Annotated in this window: 12 protein-coding genes and 3 tRNA genes; 2 read left to right on the forward strand and 13 right to left on the reverse strand. The window is 42.0% G+C overall.

Annotated features, from left to right (window positions below; genetic code table 11):
- The first annotated feature begins 69 nt into the window (after nt 1–69).
- Nucleotides 70–1,161, forward strand: coding sequence for a tRNA lysidine(34) synthetase TilS (gene tilS / locus HXT55_RS05960; RefSeq protein ID WP_064622844.1), 1,092 nt, complete (start codon nt 70–72; stop codon nt 1,159–1,161).
- A 188-nt stretch (nt 1,162–1,349) separates the two neighbouring features.
- On the opposite strand, the gene HXT55_RS05965 is transcribed toward tilS, so the two are convergent.
- The 5 genes from HXT55_RS05965 to HXT55_RS05985 all read right to left on the reverse strand — a co-directional run bounded on the left by HXT55_RS05965 (nt 1,350) and on the right by HXT55_RS05985 (nt 9,029).
- Nucleotides 1,350–3,134: a D-alanyl-D-alanine carboxypeptidase/D-alanyl-D-alanine-endopeptidase gene (locus tag HXT55_RS05965; protein ID WP_064622842.1), complete on the reverse strand. Its 1,785-nt coding sequence runs from the start codon at nt 3,132–3,134 to the stop codon at nt 1,350–1,352.
- A 146-nt stretch (nt 3,135–3,280) separates the two neighbouring features.
- Nucleotides 3,281–4,933 (reverse strand): hypothetical protein, encoded by a 1,653-nt coding sequence (locus HXT55_RS05970; protein WP_014554748.1) that lies wholly within the window; start codon nt 4,931–4,933, stop codon nt 3,281–3,283.
- Between the two features lie 15 nt (nt 4,934–4,948).
- Entirely contained in the window at nt 4,949–5,854 is a 906-nt protein-coding gene (locus tag HXT55_RS05975; RefSeq protein WP_064622848.1) for an ABC transporter ATP-binding protein, read from the reverse strand.
- A 359-nt stretch (nt 5,855–6,213) separates the two neighbouring features.
- A complete protein-coding gene (locus HXT55_RS05980) occupies nt 6,214–7,440 on the reverse strand; it encodes a glycosyltransferase family 2 protein (RefSeq protein ID WP_004115768.1) in 1,227 nt (408 codons plus the stop codon).
- Nucleotides 7,437–9,029, reverse strand: a complete 1,593-nt coding sequence (locus HXT55_RS05985) for an AI-2E family transporter (protein ID WP_004112223.1) — start codon at nt 9,027–9,029, stop codon at nt 7,437–7,439. Before HXT55_RS05985 ends, HXT55_RS05980 begins: the two co-directional genes overlap by 4 nt.
- Before the next feature lie 173 nt (nt 9,030–9,202).
- On the opposite strand from HXT55_RS05985, the gene glnA reads away from it, so the two are divergent.
- A complete protein-coding gene (glnA, locus tag HXT55_RS05990) occupies nt 9,203–10,639 on the forward strand; it encodes a type I glutamate--ammonia ligase (RefSeq protein WP_004112221.1) in 1,437 nt (478 codons plus the stop codon).
- A 69-nt stretch (nt 10,640–10,708) separates the two neighbouring features.
- Here glnA and HXT55_RS05995 read toward each other — a convergent pair whose 3' ends face one another.
- The 8 genes from HXT55_RS05995 to HXT55_RS06030 form a co-directional block, all read right to left on the reverse strand.
- Nucleotides 10,709–11,362 (reverse strand): peptide deformylase, encoded by a 654-nt coding sequence (locus tag HXT55_RS05995; RefSeq protein ID WP_004115770.1) that lies wholly within the window; start codon nt 11,360–11,362, stop codon nt 10,709–10,711.
- 325 nt (nt 11,363–11,687) lie between these two features.
- Nucleotides 11,688–13,100, reverse strand: a complete 1,413-nt coding sequence (glmM, locus tag HXT55_RS06000) for a phosphoglucosamine mutase (protein WP_004112216.1) — start codon at nt 13,098–13,100, stop codon at nt 11,688–11,690.
- Between the two features lie 270 nt (nt 13,101–13,370).
- Nucleotides 13,371–13,442, reverse strand: a tRNA-Glu gene (locus HXT55_RS06005).
- Nucleotides 13,443–13,516: 74 nt separating this feature from the next.
- Entirely contained in the window at nt 13,517–14,416 is a 900-nt protein-coding gene (trmB, locus tag HXT55_RS06010) for a tRNA (guanosine(46)-N7)-methyltransferase TrmB (protein ID WP_004112214.1), read from the reverse strand.
- 166 nt (nt 14,417–14,582) lie between these two features.
- A tRNA-Phe gene (locus HXT55_RS06015) sits at nt 14,583–14,655 on the reverse strand.
- A gap of 43 nt (nt 14,656–14,698) precedes the next feature.
- Nucleotides 14,699–14,772 (reverse strand) — tRNA-Asp (locus HXT55_RS06020).
- A gap of 102 nt (nt 14,773–14,874) precedes the next feature.
- Nucleotides 14,875–16,926, reverse strand: a complete 2,052-nt coding sequence (locus HXT55_RS06025; protein ID WP_004115774.1) for an ABC transporter ATP-binding protein — start codon at nt 16,924–16,926, stop codon at nt 14,875–14,877.
- Between the two features lie 2 nt (nt 16,927–16,928).
- Entirely contained in the window at nt 16,929–18,779 is a 1,851-nt protein-coding gene (locus HXT55_RS06030) for an ABC transporter ATP-binding protein (RefSeq protein WP_004116953.1), read from the reverse strand.
- Between the last annotated feature and the right edge of the window lie 375 nt (nt 18,780–19,154).

Here is a 19,154-nt window from a genome sequence, read left to right on the forward strand (position 1 = left end):
GCTAACTATGATTGCATAAACGAATGACGGACGTGTTACAACTTACGCATTATGATTTAGACTATAAGCATGGTTTACTCACCTAGTTGGCGTAAAGGAATTGGCGAAGTAAAACGCTGCTTCGATAATCTTGGGCTAGAAGTGCAAGGTCCACAATTCTTGCAGCACGGGCAACATTTGGCTTTACCAAACGCACCAATCGTGCTGGTAGCATGCTCTGGAGGACGCGATTCGCTAGCATTAACAGCACTGGCAGTCAAAGTGTGCGCAAGCAGAGGTATTCGATGTGCAGCGATTATAGTGAACCACAACATGCAAGAAGGATCCGCAAAAGTTGCACAAAACGCTGCTAATACTGTTGCAAGTTTAGGAGTAGACAAATCACTTATATTCGTTGAGTCCGTGCAAGTTAAAGATGGCAAAAAAGGAGAAGAATCTGCAGCAAGAGACGCTAGATACGCTGCTATTATTGACGCGGCTAAGGATTTGGGTGCATCCGCAGTTCTTTTAGCGCACACGGCTGACGATCAAGCAGAAACAGTGATTATAGGTTTACGAGACTCTGCAGGTCTTGAGGCTGTAGCTGGAATGAAAAATATTACGGTTCGAAGTGGAATACGTTTTGCTAGACCGCTAATTAACCTTAGAAGGCTTGAAACAACCAATATTTGCAAAGATTTGGGAATTGAGTGGTGGGATGATCCAACAAACGGCGATTTAACACAAAGCGATGTTGAACTACCAAAGTCATACCCTCTTCGCTCAAGAATAAGACATACTCTAATGCCTCATATTTCACGGTTTTTTGCTACAGACATGACTTTACTACTTGCCAAAGGTGCCAAATTTGCACAAGACGATTTAGATTACATTAATTCTCAGGTTGACGTAATAGAAAAAGAGACGATTTTAAAGCAAAATTATGATTCTTGCGCACACGAAGTAAAAATAGCAATATCACCTTTAACAAAACAACACACTTCGATAAGACGCAGAATAATCGCCCGCGCTCTAACCGCCGCTGGAATACGTTTTTCGTCAAATCATATAGAATCAATCGACGAACTAATTACAAACTGGCACGGTCAAAAACCTGTAGCGCTTCCTGGCGGATATGCTGCAAGCAGAAAATCACAGACTATAACTATTTGCGAACGCTAGCGATTTCCCGATTTTGTTGCTGATTTTTCCATTTTGAACAACATTCTCGGTAAGTCGTTCGCGCGTTACAGCGCGCGAACGACTTCGCTTGCGTTGAAAGCACACCGTGCTTTCAACCTTAAGCAAGCTCAGCGCGCCAAATTGCCTTCGCGCGCTACGCTTTAAGCGCTCCGGCAGGTTGGCGCGCACTAAAGATTAGTCAGCTCGGCCATCATCTTATTAATGCCAACATAAGTGTAGTTAACATCTCCAGGAGGATTAACAACAACCGCAAAGGTTAGCGCGCCTCCCGACTTTCTAGAAACATTGCCAACCATAGATGACACATCACCCAGAAAACCAGTTTTAACACGCAGCAAGCCAGCTGCCGAAGAATCTGACAAACGATGGCGTGCCGAAGTGCACCATACACCAGGCAAAGCTAAGCCTTCTGCTGCTGCAGCACCTTTACCGATTTTAAGATTCTGGGCCTGAACTTGCACAAGAGTCACAGCACGAACAGCGGATTTAGGCGAAAGCCCAGAACAATCAGACATGTGTAATCCGTTTATATCAACGCCTAAATCGCGCAAAACGTCGCGTACAGCATCTGTGGCACCTTCTGGAGAATTACTTTTACGCATAGCGAGCGCAGTAAGACGACCAAATTCTTCCGCAATAGAATTGTCCGAATGCCTTAGCATATATGCCATAATTTCGTTAAGTGGAGCAGAAGAAACGCGGGCTATTTGCTTAAAATCAGAGGAAATCATCGGTTTTCTAGAGCTAACATATATGGATGATAATCCATCAATCTTGGAAGTTTTGCCAATTTTTGCAGAATCAGTGCTCCAAGTTCTCACGTCAATACCAAATTTTTTGAGTAGATTCGCAAAAATTAATCCCGTACTTACAGCTGGATGCCGATCTAAAAGTGGATAATCATCTGGGTCATCAGCATCATTGCCAGCAGCCACCCATGCTGCAAAATTACGATCTCTGCCTTCATCAACAGCTAAAGACGATGTTGGCGCATAAAAACGTCCTTCTTCATCATTTTCATGAATCAAATCAGGATAGCGTTTCTCTCCAAACAAGGAATCATCAACAGCAAGCTCAACAACTTTTACACCTTGTTTTTTAAGCGAATTCACAGTATTGCTAGCAAGGGTTTCAAGACCAGCTCTACCATTTACATGATTTGGATCATTGGTTGCAGCACCCATCAGCATATCGCCGCCGCCATGAAGAACGAGCCTAGCAAAACCATTTTTCACTCCAGATACAGCAGAATCAGCATTTCTAGAGCTTCCAACATAGTTTGCGTAAACTGTTGTAGAAAGAGTCGATCCCATGTCTAGAACATGCGAGGCAGCTAGAGCCGTAAGCGTTTTCATAGTAGACGCCGGCTGCAAAGCAAGATTTTCATTTTTAGCAGCTATAATCTTTCCGTTTGCATCAGCAATAACAGCTGAAGCATTAGGACCAAGACCTGGATATTCAAAAAATTCCTTCAAAATCTTTTCCGCAGATGACTTGTCAACAGGCTTATTCTTATCCACCTGCTTAATCAAGCTAGCATATTTAGCTAATCTCTTAGGTTTGGGGCTAGTTAACTTTTGAAAAATCTTATGATCACGCGCAGCAATTTCAAACTGATTAATAAAACGATTTTGCAAAATATCTTGGCAATCAAACAGAATATAGCCACCCATTAAAGAAATTACGCCAATTACCGATATTAAGCAGACTAGAAAACGGTTTTTTAGCCTAGAGCCATTGGCGTGGTTTTCTACACTAAGTTCGGTTGCTGGTGATTCATCCAATGTTTCGGCTTGCTTTTTTTGCGATACTGTTGGCGAGGATACTTTTTGCGATACTGTTTGCAAACTGGACTTAAAACCAGCTTTTTCCCTAGCCTCTTTCGACGTGAAAGCATCTTCTGGAATCTCGACTATGTTATCTAGATTCTTAAGGTCTTCATCGTCTTGCATGCGCACGCCGCCTATGTGTATGTACTTAAGTTGTATGTGTATGTACTTAAGTTAATTGCAATTCTTTACAACTATACAAACTATACACTTGCATATGCCGAGAGTAAGTTTGTGCGCATAATTTTTAAAGGCGTGCGCAGTAATACTCAAGCAGTAATCGATGCGAATCTGCGCAAGTTTTCTACAATGCGAATTATGCGCTTATCCATCACTTTACCGCCCAAAATAACGCCAACAACCAGAACGATTGCACCGTTTATTACAAACAGTATGCTTGCAATCCACAAAAGATTCATGTTAATAGCCACAAACACAATAGCCAAAGCAATAGACGGAATCATGCATACGAAAGATAGCAGCATAAAACCTATTGGAGCAAAAGATCTAGCGCCAGCAGAGCCTTGCGGCCTAGAAAATGGCTTTTCGATTGATGATACAGGGTACATTGCAATGCACGAAGAGATTAAGCCGATTCCTATGGTAGCAAAAGCTATTCCGATTGGTGAAAGAGTTTGGAACAGAATTGCATTTACACTTTGATGAACATTTAATACGAAGAAAAGAAAAACGTAAACTCCTACTCCAAGAATCGCAAAATACACAGCGCAAATGGCGGACCAAACTATTGCGTGCGCTAAGCGATCGTGCAAGCCTTTTACACCAATAATCGCGTGCATAGTAAAAGCTGTGCCATCGTATGCAATATTGTTTCCAACAACCATGCCCATAAGCGAAGCAGCATAGATAAGCCAGCAAGAAACACCTAAGTCCTGTGCCATAGAAGCAAATCCTTTAGTTTTGAAAGTAGCTCCTCCTGCAACTATCAGCATAAAAAGCGGCGTAAGAAGCAAAAACAGTTGACGCATGTCTCTTCTCATAACGCTAATAATTCGCGCAATAATCGCACCAACTGTGTTGTCTGGAACTGCTGCAAATAAGCCGATTCCTTTAGTTTTAACAACTGTTTTTTGCTCGCCGCGAAGTAGCTTCGGCTCTAATTTTGCGCAAAATACGGATATTGCAAAGCAAACAGCAATCGTTACAACGCAAATAAAGAAGCGAATAACAAGCGCAAGCCAATTGCCATTAATGGCGTCAAGAGGCAAAGCCATAGCCGCACTTAACGGCGTAAAAGCAGACGCAGCGCAGAAACTTGAGCCGAGCACAATTCCGCTTGGATTTTTGTTACCAATATTCACAGTGGCAACAAAAATCATGTACGCTATAAAAATGGCAAAGTAGAAAATGTTTCTTGAATGCTTGTTTATTAAAATAGTATCCAAAAGTTCAATAAGCATTTTGCTTAAAGACACGATTGTTGCAACGTAAAGCGGAGCTGCAATTACGCTGACTAAAACCGGCACAATTCCAAAGCTTCTGTACGCTAAAGACCACAAAGCAAGCGCGATTGTGCAGCTTATTGAAAATGCTCCAAAAAGAGAGCCAAGAAGCATGCCAGCTTGCTGCTTTACGTAAGGAATGCCATAAAGCGCAAAACTGCGCGATTTTAGTGTTGTGTCGCTGCCTAACATAAACAGGTTTATAAACAGCGTAAAAATTGACACAATCGACATAACCATTATTGGAGCAAGTTGGAATTCCTGCCAATTTTTAGCGTCTGCAAGCATTCCTGGATCAATGTACTTGCCAGTTTGCCAGCCGGCAAAACCAAGAGCGCATATAATCGCAAGCCCAAAAACAATGACTATACCAAAGCCAATTTTTTGCCACATTGACTTTCGCATAACAGAAAAAGTAAGCGCCCAGCGAAGGCGAACCATTGTGAAAATCATAGACATTACGGCTCTCCTTTTTTAAGCGTTGAGATCGGTGGAAGATGCAGGAGCATTATCAGATTTACCGCCATTAAGCCAGTCGATGCGTGCAGCAGCGTGACGTCCGCCAACAAGCTCCATAAAGCGATCTTCAAGATCTTTGCCCTGAGCCACCTCTTCAAGAGTGCCAGAAGCTGCAACATGACCTTCGTTAATGATTGCCACGTGCGAGCACATTTTTTCAACCAATTCCATAACGTGCGAAGAAATAATAACCGTACCGCCAGTAGAAACATACTCGGCGAGAATATCCTTCAAATTTGCGCTAGAAACAGGATCCACTGCCTCAAAAGGCTCATCGAGCACAAGCACGCGCGGGCTGTGAATCATAGCTGTTGCAAGGCAAATCTTCTTAGTCATACCAGTTGAATAGTCAGAAACAATAGTATTTGCAGCTTCTGTTAAATCGAAAGCAGAAAGCAAGTCGTTTGCACGCTTTACGGATTCCGCGCGACTCATATCGCGAAGCATGCCAGCGTAAGTTAAAAGCTGAAGACCAGTAATCGTCTTAAAAATCTCATCTGCTTGTGGCATTAAACCGATTGAGCGCTTAGCGCTATTTACGTCGCTCCAAACGTCGTTGCCAAAAATCGAAGCCGAGCCAGCATCTGGCATAAGCAAGCCCGTAAGCATTTTAATCGTAGTGGTTTTGCCGGCACCATTAGGGCCTACCAATCCGTAGAAAGAGCCTGCTGGAATGTCTAAAGAAAGATTATCTACAGCAACTTTTTTGCCAAAAGTCTTAACAAATCCGCGAATAGAAACCGCTGGAACATCTTCGTTAGTAGCATTGTAAGTGTTTGCGCCAAAAACTGGAACACTGCCAGCAAAAGCATTTTCTGAAACACTGCCAGACGCATTTGCAGAAGGAACAGAATCTACCATAAAAACCTCGCAACATACAGATAAACGCACGTATTTCGCCACATTATTGCACAATCGCACGTTTACACCAAGGCTTCTATTGTCTCATATATTGCATATAAACACACTACGAGATTGCATAAATTACAGCAAGCACGGTAGAGATTCGAGATTTTTCGCTACGATTCAACAACTTCGAGCTACGTAATGCGTCAACTATTTCCGCTTTTTGTTGTTGATTTTGCCGTTTAGAGCTACAAAAAGCGGAAGTTTGTAGTGCGTTTGTATGGCGACACGCCATATTTTAGGTACAAACGCACTACATAAAGAGGAAATGCCACTCGCGCGCTACGCTCTAAGCGAAAAGGCAGGTCGTCGCGCTACCGACCCGTGTGATGAATCGGCTTCCACTCGCTCTTAGAGAACACAGCTTGGAACGCAATCGGCACGTACGAAAGCATAAAAATAGGGAAGCTTAGTGCGTACGCAAAAAGCTCTTTGTTTGTGGCTCCAAGCTTATCGTGTTCTACAAGAATGGTAAGCGAAACAAACACCATCATACCTAAAACGCTTGTGACAGTAGTGGTTATAAAGTTAAGCGTCGAGTCAATCTGGCTTGTCCAAGTGACGAATCCAAACGCGGCAAAAATAAATCCGAGTATGAGTCGCACAATCGCAAGCACCATAAACGGGCATAGCATAAGCGTAAAGTCAACTGACGAAAAATCGCGCTCGCGGATTCCGTGACGTATAAGAGCTGCTCCGTAATAGCGGAACACTTGCAAGAAGCCTTTACTCCAGCGCAACCTCTGTCTCCAGCTTTGCCTAAACGATACCGGCTGCTCGTCGTAGAGAACCGCCGATCCGCAATAACCCACTTTGTCGCCGTGCAAAATCGAGTCCATTGTAAACTCAAGGTCTTCTGTAAGCAGATGGAATTTCCACCCGCGATTTCTGTGCATGATTTCGCGCGAAAACATGAATCCTGTTCCGCCTGCATGGCAGCTAGACCCAAAAAGCATGCGCGAATTGTTGGTAAATCGCGATTCGCGTATAAACCACAATGCCGACCCAGAAGACACCCAATTATCCGATAAATTCACTGAGTTTCGGTAGCTTGTTAGAATCTGGTATCCTGCATGGAATCCTTTGTTCATCTCTTCAAAATAGTGCAAATCCAGCTTATTATCGGCATCGAAAACAAAGTACGCGTCGTAATCTTTGTCTTTTCCAAGCTCCATTATGTGATCCAGCAGGTAGCTTAAAGCGTAGCCTTTGCCAATATGCTGCTTGTCGAATCGCTCTATAACATTGCACCCGTACTCTCTTCCAACTTGCGCCGTGCTGTCGGTGCAATTGTCGGCGACTAGCCAAATGTCGATTAATTTTTGATCGTAAGTTTGGGATTGTATGCATTTTATGAGGTTTCCTATTACAGCTTCCTCATTGCGCGCGGATATTAGAACAGCGTAATGCTTGTCCATTGGTGCTTGCGGAAACACAATAGGCTTTGCTACAAGCGACGCGACTGCGCAAACGCCTTGATATACAACGCTACTTACGCCAATTATGATTACTAAAACGTCGAAAATAGACAAAAGAATCATTTATTCCACCCACTTCGTGGATTACTATTTGAGTTTGTTGCTTTTTTATTTTCTTTTTTATTTTCGTTTGGAATTGTACCAGATTTATTTGTTTTTGACTTTAGTTCTTCCTTATCTTGATCGGTTGCTTGCGACTTATCCGAATCTGAATTTTCTGCGCGTTTTTTAGCAATATCCTTATTTACAGCGTCTAAAATATCGCGTGAAATTGCCATAGTTTCAACATACCCAGAATCGTCAACTGAATTTTCATTTTCAATAGTTTCGTCTGAAGAATTATAGGCTTGCTTATACCAATACATAATGTCTTCGTTAATAGATACTCGAGATGAGGATCCTTTCATAACTCTAAGCACACTATCTTTAACAGGTTTAACAAAACTGTTTCTTATAGTTTCAACACTCGTAACCATAATTGATTTACGATTAGGCTTTGGATCGTCCATTAAAGGTGAAGAAACTAGATTGTATTGTTTTGTACAAACTTTGAGAATTGCCTGCAAACTAGCGGTTACTGGAAGTGCTAAGAATGCACCGAGAGCACCAAACACAGCACCCATAATCAACACCGATAAAAAGGCTACTGCAGGATTTAAGTCCATGGTTTTTTCGGAAATCTTAGGGGAAATCACCATGTTTTCAATCTGCTGATAAATTGTCACAAAAATCAAAACTGCTATAGCTGATCCAAAACCATTAGATCCCCACGCAAATAAAATTGGCAGTGCTCCACCTAAATATGTTCCTATTGTCGGAACAAATTGCGAAACGATTCCACAAAACAGTGAAAGCGGAAGCCAATATGGAACATTCATGAATATTAGGAAAATCGCAGTACCCGTTGCGTTAATAGCTGCCAAAATTGTGCGCGAAAATAGGAAGCTTGATATCTGCTCCTGTACAACGGACCAGATAAATAAAAATCGCCTCTGAGATTTAGGATTCAACAGCCTACACACACTTCTGCGCATAGAAGGACCAGCTGCAGAAATGTAATAGGTCACCATAAGAATAGTGAGTAAATCAAGCAAAACCGCCAATAATCCCCACGTTGTATTAATTGCTTGTCCAGCGAAATCTACAACCCAAGAGGTTTGAACGTGTTTAAGAATTTCCATGCCGAGTTGCTCAATGTTTGGCATTTTGAAACCAGTGGAATTTAGTACAAAATGGGCAAACTGGTTGTATAAATCAGGTAGACCTAAAACCATGGAAACTGCTTGTTGCACAAAAAGATTACCAAAAAGCACAAGAAGCAAAATAACTATTACAAGCAGCCCAAACAAGCTTGCCAAAGATGCAAAAGCTCTACTCCACCCGTGTTTTATGAGCCGCACAACAAGAGGTTCAATTGCCAACGCTATAAAAATGGATACTACAACATCGAAGACTATAAAGGCGATATTTCCCCAAGCAAACCATACAAAAATCGCTACGAACGCTGCAATAACAGCATACATAAGCGCGCGGCTAAGCCAATCTGGCGGGCGCCTATCATCCCCTTTGGCTGGGAAAATCGCGGATAAATCAAGCTTTGCACTTGTGCTGTGATTATCTATACTGCCTTCATGTTGTTCTTTATTATTCATAAAATACATTGTACTTTATAACGTGGGAGCACGAGCCGCTTGCATGTTTTGTGCATATAAACACAAATAAGTAGCGTGTAACACAATCGTAACCAGATAGTCGAGTCGCTGAAATCCAAAATCTTATGCAACAATCTAAACTATTTACTGAGATTTTTACGAAAGGATTGTGCATGACCACTTTACAAACTAAAGAAGATGCCGAAGCTTTGATTAAGCAAGAAGGCATTGAATACGTATCAGTTCGATTTACCGATTTGATTGGCGTTCAGCAGCATTTTACTGTGCCTGCAAGCGAGTTCTTAAACAGCGCTTTTACAGATGGGATGGCTTTCGACGGCTCTTCTATGCAAGGATTCCAAGCTATTAACGAGTCCGATATGAAGCTGATTCCAGACGTAGACACCGCATACATTGACCCATTCCGCAAGCATAAGACTTTGAATGTTGCTTTTTCGATTGTGGATCCTGTAACAGACGAGCCTTATTCTAGGGACCCTCGCCAAGTGGCAATTAAAGCCGAAGCCTACTTAAAGGCAACTGGCATTGCCGATACCGCAAGCTTTGCTCCAGAAGCCGAGTTCTTCATTTTTGACAAGGTGCGTTTTGCAAACGACATGCAACGCTCCTTCTACGAGGTGGATTCCAACGAAGCTCCATGGAATTCTGGCATTGATACTGAAGATGATGGCAGCAACAACATTGGTTTTAAGAATCGCGTAAAGCACGGCTACTTCCCTGTTCCACCTGTTGATCATAATCAAGACTTGCGCGACGACATGGTTTACAACCTTCAAAAGGTTGGCTTGATTCTTGAGCGTTCTCACCATGAGGTTGGCGGCGCAGGTCAGCAGGAAATCAACTACCGTTACAATACGCTTGTTCATGCTGGCGACGACTTAATGAAATACAAGTACGTTGTTCACGAGACTGCTGCTTTGGCTGGTAAGGCTGCAACATTTATGCCAAAGCCAATTGCTGGAGATAACGGCACTGGCATGCACTGCCATCAGTCGCTTTGGAAGGATGGTAAGCCATTGTTCTATGCGGAAACTGGTTATGCTCAGCTTTCCGATATTGCGCGCTGGTACATTGGCGGCTTAATTAAGCACGCGTCTTCTGTGCTCGCTTTTACAAATCCTTCACTTAACTCTTACCACCGCCTTGTTCCAGGATACGAAGCCCCAGTCAACTTGGTTTACTCTGCTCGTAACCGTTCTGCAGCTATTCGTATTCCTCTTGCTGGTGAGGCTCCTTCTGCTAAGCGTATTGAGTTCCGCGCTCCGGATCCTTCCTGCAATCCATTCTTAGCGTTCTCTGCTCAGCTTATGGCTGGCTTAGACGGCATTATGAACCACATTGAGCCTCCTGCTCCTGTTGATAAAGATCTCTACGAGCTTCCTCCAGAAGAGCATGACGGCATTAAGCAAGTTCCTTCTTCGCTTGGTGAAGCTTTGCAAGCTTTGGAAGAAGATCACGACTTCCTTATGCAAGGAGATGTGTTTACTAGCGACTTGATTGAAACTTGGCTTAATCTAAAGCATGAAGAGATGGATATGGCTCGTTTGGCTCCAACGCCACTCGAGTATGAGCTTTACTTCCATATCTGATATTTGTGATTAATAAAATCCCCCGCAAGAAAACTTGTGGGGGATTTTATTTTGCATTCGTCTTTTATTTTAAATCGCAAAACCGAGTGTTCTAGCAGCAGTTACAGGAACAGCCTCATCAGACCAATAATCCTCAAGATTTTCATCTGTAGAAAGCGAGCGCATCTCAGCACGATCAATATAAAGCTCTCCGCGTAAATGATCTGTTTCATGCTGGAAGATTCGCGCTGGCCAACCATGTAAACGTTCAGAATGCTGCTTACCATCTTCATCTTGCCATGTAGCTTGAATATCTAACCAACGCTGACGAACCGCCTGATATCCTGCAACACTCAAGCATCCTTCGTAAAAACTGCGTGTTTGTGTTCCAATTGGTTCATAGTGGGGATTTATGATCGCCCTAAATGGCAATTCTGCAATATCCCTAGGATCATCTGCATCGTCTCGAACATGGTCTTCTACAACAGCAATTGCAAGACCTAAACCAATTTGCGGAGCAGCTAAGCCAACTCCTGGTGCATCTAACATAGTGCTGTGCATAAGCGAAATAAGCTTATTAAGAGTAGCACGCGTTAGCTGACCATCGTAAGCCACTGTTCGTTGTCTTAACACAGGCTCTCCTGCTTGAACTATAGATAGCACGCCATCGTCTGTAGCGGAATCTAAAAGGCGCTCCACCGCGCGGCTAAGCTTAGTATCAACACTTGCGTGATGCGTAAACATAGGGCTCCTTTACCAAGGCTAATTCTACAAAACTTCTAAAGTAATTTACAAAGCCAACTTTGATTATTGTTGCTAAATCACATACGCTCAAACAACAATACCAAAAGGATTAGTATATCAAGGTTATCTGTTTTTTGTAGTCATGATCAGCGTGTCGAGCTACAAAAAGCTGAAAAGTTAATCATGTCGTTCGCGCGGATTAGCCGCGCGAACGACTTCGCTTGCGTTGAAAGCACACCGTGCTTTCAACCTTAAGCAAGCTCAGCGCTCCGAATTACCTTTTCGCGCTACGCTCTAAGCGAAAAGGTAGGTCGTCGCGCGAGCGCTACAGCTTAAGATTATCAGTTACAACTTGCGCAAGTCGTGCACAAACCTCATCTGCTTGCTCTTGCGTTGCAGCTTCACACATAACGCGCACAAGTGGTTCTGTTCCGCTTGGTCGAAGAAGAACGCGCCCCGTATCTCCCAAAAGCGCGCTTTCTTTTTCTACCGCTTTAAGAACAGCAGCATTAGTTTTAGCTGCCATCTTATCTACATTCGGCACATTGACTAAGCATTGCGGAAGCTGAGGGAAGTCGGCAGCCATTTGCGAAAGCTTCTTGCCTTCGCGCACAACCTCGCGACACAGCGTAAGTGCTGTAAGTGTGCCATCTCCCGTGGTTGCAAACTCGCGATTAATCACATGACCCGACTGTTCACCGCCAAGAGAATAATCGCCTCTAAGCATCTCTTCTAGAACGTAGCGGTCTCCGACGCTTGTTTGAACAGTGGAAATACCCATGTCTTTTAGCGCAAGCTTTAATCCAAGATTGCTCATTACTGTAACAACAAGAGTATTGTGATTCAGCTTTCCTTCGGCTTTCTTAGAACGCGCAAGAATGCCCATAATTTGGTCGCCATTAACCATGTTTCCTTTTTCGTCTACAGCTAGGCAACGGTCTGCATCACCATCGAAAGCTACTCCTAAATCGGCGTTAGACGCCTTAACCATAGCTTGCAATTGTTCTGGATGTGTGGAACCTGCGTGATCGTTAATATTGTATCCATCTGGAGAAGCGTTAATTACTATTACTTCTGCGCCTGCTCTGCGCAATGCTTCTGGTGCTACTACAGACGTTGCACCATTTGCGCAGTCTGCCACAACTCTTAATCCCGAAAGAGGTTTTGGACGTGTTGATGTTTCGCTGTTTAATGGAGCAACAGAAGAAACGAGGTGATCGATGTAAAGGTTTGTTGCGGTAATAGTGTCATGGCTGATTCGTCCAACGCCGCTGCCTGTAGGACGCTGCCATTCTTTGCCTAAAACAGCCTCAATCTCGTCTTCTTTGCTATCTGGAAGTTTGAAGCCTCCGCGTGCAAAGAACTTAATGCCGTTATCTGGCATTGGGTTATGCGAAGCAGAGATCACAGCTCCCATTTCTACATTGAGCACAGAAGTTAGAAAAGCCACGCCAGGAGTTGGTATTATGCCAGCATCGATCACATCAAAACCGCCCGCACTCATTCCAGCAGCCAAAGCCGATGCTAAAAAGTCTCCAGAAACTCTAGTATCTCGCCCAACCAACGCTCTGCGTCGAGCATGCATTTTCTTCCCTGCATCTTCGTTATGCGACTCGCTACTATGCGTTGCTTCACCTAAAACACGTACTGCAGCATCTCCTAAATCCAACGCAAGCTGCGCGGTTAAATCTCGATTGGCTAATCCCCTAACACCATCTGTTCCGAACATATTTGGCATAACCAGCCTCTTTCGTCTAACTAATAGTCATTGCTATTTACACATTTTGTATATTATCTACAAATAATCTTGTAAACACACGCTGTTCATTATTTTACCCTGCATGCCACTAAACGCGCCACTGACCACTGACATAATCTTATTTCTTATTTGCAATTAACTTTGGTTGAATTACGGGTAATCGGGGTAATCGCTACCCTGAAATCACTACTTGCAACAATACATTGATAATCAAAAAGCCACTTAGCAAACTAAGTGGCTTAGAATTTGTACCCCCTAAGAGAGTCGAACTCTTGTTGTCAGATTGAAAGTCTGGTGTCCTAACCGTTAGACGAAGGGGGCTTTAACCAAACCATATGATATTAACACTCATAAACTCACATAGCAAATTACGGCGTGTTGAATCATTTTGTCACTCATTTAGCAACATAAGTCAAATCATGAATTTTTCTACCTGCTTCTAATCCTTTACGCTCAAAATTCGTCAAAACCCTACCTTCAAATCTTACAGATTCCGCGAAATCAGCATGAGGTAAATCTTTAGCATCTTGAGCATTGCCCTTACCAACATGCTCAATCGGCAAACTTACTTGTAACTTTCCAGTATTTTCAAAATCTTCTCGTTCATCCATAACTTCATGAACATGTAGTGCATAATCCTCAATATCCGTAGCAATTCTCCAAATGCCTTTATCAATAAGTGCGTTATGCACCGCATCTGCCAAAGACGGCTGCACAATCCTACGCTTGTGATGTCTCATTTTAGGCCATGGATCTGGGAAGAAAGTCCAAACTTCTTTCAAAACACCATTAGAGCATGAAGCTAGAAAATCAGGTGCATTAACTTGCGCTATTCTAAGATTTTCTACACCCTGTTTTCCAGCTAATAGCATTGTGTGTGCCACTCCTGGATCATAAACTTCTAGTGCAAGAAAATTAATATTTGGATTTGATTCGGCTGCAGCTACAATATTTTCGCCCTGACCAGATCCTATTTCTACAATAAGAGGATTCGAATTACCCCAATTTTTAGCAACCCAGTTGGAGTCTACCAGCAAATCGCTTTTTACACGTAAAGACCCTAAACTATCTTCAACATTTAATAAATATTGGCTTGAATATCGCTCTTTTGCTCGCTCAAGACGCGCATCCAAACGAGCAGACCTTCTTACAAAAGAAAGAATTACTCTAGCAGAACCATTGTCTTTATCATCTTTATTGTTTTTATGCTTATTCATACAATTCAATTCATCAGATTCCAAAATATTGGATTCTAATTCGTCAGATTGCAAATTTACTATTTGAGATTCTTCCACTTTATTCCACTTCTATTCACATAAAATTGTTAAACTACGACTCATAATATCAACTCATCGTATGGTATCAAAGCAGCAAAACAGGGTGAGGATGGATAATGTAGGTAAGACGCAAAAACAAAAAGCGCTAGAAGCAATCAAACACTTCTAACGCTTATTCTGACAGTGGCTCCGAGCGGGATCGATCCGCTGACCTAACGATTTTCAGTCGTTCGCTCTACCAACTGAGCTACAGAGCCATGATGAATAAAAAACCCGGCGAACCGGGTATTCTATTAATCGCGACCCCGGCCGGACTTGAACCGGTGACCTCCGCCGTGACAGGGCGGCGCTCTAACCAACTGAGCTACGGGGCCGTGGCTTTGTTCTCTCGAACAGCCGAGTCACTATCTTACAGAATCCTTAGCAAAATGCAAGTGCCGCGCGTGTTCGGCGTGTTGCAGCACAAAATCAAGCTATTATTCAAGCTCAGCAGCTCCAGTGCAAAGCTGATAATACTCCCCACGTTTTGCCAATAATTCCTCATGCGAACCGCGTTCAATAATGCGACCGTGATCCAGCACCATAATCACATCAGAATTGCGCACTGTGGACAGTCTGTGAGCGATTACAAATACAGTGCGCCCTTCCATCAAAGAATCCATTCCACGCTGAACTAATTCTTCAGTATGCGTGTCAATCGATGAAGTTGCTTCATCGAGAATCAACACAGGCGGATTTTCTACTGCAGCACGAGCAATAGAAATAAGCTGCTTCTGACCTTGAGAAAGCCCTTCACCGCCATTGTTAAGCTGCGTATTGTATCCGTCAGGAAGATGAGAAATAAACGCGTCAGCATGAGCCAATTTTGCAGCTTGAATACAATCTTCGTCGCTAGCATCAAGATTTCCATAACGAATATTGTCCATTATTGTGCCAGTAAATAAATTCACATCTTGCAAAACAGTGCCAATAGCGTGACGCAAATCCGTTTTGCAAATATCGCGCACGTCAATGCCATCATACAAAATTTGCCCATCATCAATGTCGTAAAAACGCGTAAGAAGGTTAGCAATAGTAGTTTTTCCAGCACCTGTAGCTCCAACAAGAGCAACTTTTTGACCAGGTTTTGCAAACCACGTAATATCGTGCAAAACTGGATGATCTTCTTTGTAGCCAAACACAACATCCGTAAAACGCACGTCGCCTCGAAGCAAAGTATAGCGGCCATCCTTAGAAGTGCGAGCATCTCGCTTTGCATGGCACACAATCTCTTGAGCCATTTCACTTAAGTTTTGAGCGCACTTTTTAGCTTTAGTGCCATTATCTTGCTTTGACCTTTTCCAAGCCCAATAAATATTGTTTCCTTCAGATTGTTCGTCTACTTCTTCAAGCACATCAAATGCTGATTTTTCTCCAAGATCTTCAGCAGACTGAAGTACACGCACTTTAACTAATTGCACACTGCCAGAATCAAGTTCTGGCTTTTCATCAAGTAACTCAAAAATACGAGAAGCTCCTGCAAGAGCCATCATAAGTGCGTTAGCTTGCATTGTAATTTCGCCAATAGGGTTAATAAATGCGCGCGAAAGTGCCAGCAAAGATATAAGCGTACCTAATGTAAGAGTACTAGATCCAGATAATCCCAGCGTTGGCAAACCAGCTGAAGCAGCCCACGCACCAAGTAAAGCAATTAACACATAAAGCAAATAGCTTGCATTACTAATAACAGGCATTACATTATTCGCATAAGAATTGGCACTTGCAGAAATTTTTTGCACTTTTTCTATGCAATTATCTAATTTTTCAATAGAATCTGTCTCATGATTAAAAATTTTAATCACTTTGCTGCCTGTTGCAGATTCTTCAACAAACTCATTTAACTCGCCTAATGCATGCTGGAATTGCTCAAATAAACTGCCAGATTTCTTTAGCATAAAACGCACTAAATAAAGCAACATTGCAGTAAATATAGCTACAAAAACTGCAACCGGAAGCGATAGACACATAATAGATATAAACGCTGCCAAAATCGACATTAGTGCAGAAAAAGAGTCCGGAAATGCCCACGAAATTGCCTCACGAAGAACCTCAGTATCGTTTGTGTAACGGCTCATAATATCGCCGTAACCTTGAGAATCTAAGTAACGCAATGAAAGCTTCTGCTGATGCTTAAACATAGAATCTCGCAAATCACGCATAACACTTTCAGATATATTCGCAACAAGCCTGCTCCAAAGCCAAGAACAAAACACACCAACAGCGTAAACACTTGCCATCAGAATAATCATGCGAACAAGAGGCGTCCAATCCTGATTATGCTTACCGACAAGCGGAAGAATATACGAGTCAACAAGAGATTGCAAAAACATTGCGCTTGCAGCTTGCACGATTGCGCTAACTATTATTGATGCAATAATTACGCAAATTTTAACTCGATACACAAGCACATAAGAGGCAAGTCTGCTAAGAGTTTTCCAACTAATAGCTGAATCATTTTTAGAAGAGTGAGCCGTTTTATTATTAGCCATTGTTATTTAGCTCCTTCTTCTTTAGTTGCGCTAGTTATTCGACTTTTTTCTTGAGAAACCGCCATATTTCTGTAAATTTCACAAGATTTAAATAATTCATCATGCGAACCGTTAGCAACAACACGACCATCTTTAAGAACAACAATAATATCCGCATGTTCGATTGAAGATATGCGCTGAGCAACGATAATTTGCGTAGAATCAGGCATAAACTTTTTCAAGCCATCGCGAATTTTACTATCCGTTTTCATATCAACCGCACTCATCGAGTCGTCGAGGATTAAAATTTTCGGCTTCCTCAAAAGTGCGCGCGCAATGCACAAACGCTGTCGCTGACCACCGGAAACATTCTTACCACCCTGGTCAATATGCGTATTGTAGCCGTCTGGTAAATCTTTAATAAACTCATCAGCACAAGCAATTTCGCAAGCTTGACGCAAATCATTATCGCTTGCTTCCGCCCTACCCCAGCGAAGATTTTCTGCAATTGTACCACTAAACAAAATATTTTTTTGTAGAACAACACCAACTTCTTCACGCAAACTAGAAGAATCATAATCGCGAATATCTTTTCCGCCTACAAAAAGAGCACCAGAAGTTACGTCATAAAGTCTTGCAATTAATTGCACTAAACTTGATTTTCCAGATCCCGTTGCACCAACAACTCCAACAGTTGCTCCAGAAGGAATAGATATATTTATATCATGTAAAATTTCCTGTTCTGCTGGAGTGGATTCATCTGTATTATCTGATTGAGGATAGCGTAACGAAACATTTTCAAAACGCACAGAAGCGTCAGAAAGCTTTGTAAGTGGATGCTTGGAAACAACTTCAGTATTTCGAGATTGCAAAACATGTGAAATACGATGCATCGAAGCTCGAGCTGTTAACGACATTACAAACACTGCAACTAAATTCGCTAAAGCAAACAAAATTTGCAAAGCATACACTACTAATGCAGCAAGATTTCCCGTTGTTAAACCAAAAGCAGGATTATTTCCTGAAGCCACAATTTCGTGCGAAGCCAACCACGCAATAAGTAGCATGCCAGAATAAAAACATAAGTTAAACAAAGGAATACTACAATTTAACACATACTCAGCTTTAATAAAATAATCATAGATTTTATGTGAAATACGCGTAAAACGACTTATTTCATAATCAGAACGCACATAAGACTTTACGACGCGAATATTATGCAAATTCTCGCCAACTCTATTATTCATCTCGTCAATCATTCGATAAATTCGAGAAAATGCTGGAGCAACTATACTAGCTCCAACAGCGCCAATTGCACCAATAATAGGCACAAATGAAAGAAAAACCCACGAGATAGCAGGGCTAATTGAAAAAGTAAACCACCAAGCAGTGATGATAATCATAACGCTGCGAATACCAGAGCGAATAATCATTTGGTAAGCAAATTGCACATTTGACACATCACTAGTCATACGCGTAACAACAGTACCGCTAGAAAACTTATCTAAATCAGAAAAACTTAAACTTTGTAAGCGTGAAAACATGTTGTGACGTAAATTTTTACCAAAACCAGCACTAGAATGAGCGCAACAAATACCAGAAACAACGCCTGCAATCATTGCAATTGCAGCAAAAATAAGCAATTGCAAACCATAATATTGCACAGCTTCTTGAGAACGTGACATAATACCAAAATCAATAAGATTTGACATTACTGTAGGGATCTCAATTTGCATAGCAGCTTCAACGAGAATAGTAACAGCTGTTAAAACGCCAAGAAAACGGTACTTTTTTAAAGATGATAGAATCGTACGCAATGCACAAGGAGGATTATTTTTAATTTTTCGCGAATTGTCCTTCAAATTCCCCGCCATTGTGCTCCTCCCCATATATAACGTAATGTGTAGGTTTAATAATATCACTTCTCAAATTTTAACTATTGCGCATGGCGCATTTCCGTATTGAGTTACTTCATTACCAAATGCATAAATAGATGAATCTTTGACATAGTAGTATACAGACAAATCACATACGAAAAAGTGCTTCTACACATTCAAATTATAAACAACGATTGATTTCATCTTATAAAAAATTATATAATGAAAGAATGTATATTCGCATGTATAAAGAGGTACTGTCATGAATATAAAAATCTATTAATAGAATACTTACTTGCTCAGTAGCATTATCCATGTCTTTTTTACTACCATTGCAAGTTCAAGCCAACACCCAAGAAGAAACTTATGAGT

The sequence above is a fragment of the Gardnerella sp. KA00718 genome (genome assembly GCF_049244285.1).
Classification (GTDB): Bacteria; Actinomycetota; Actinomycetes; order Actinomycetales; family Bifidobacteriaceae; genus Bifidobacterium; species Bifidobacterium vaginale.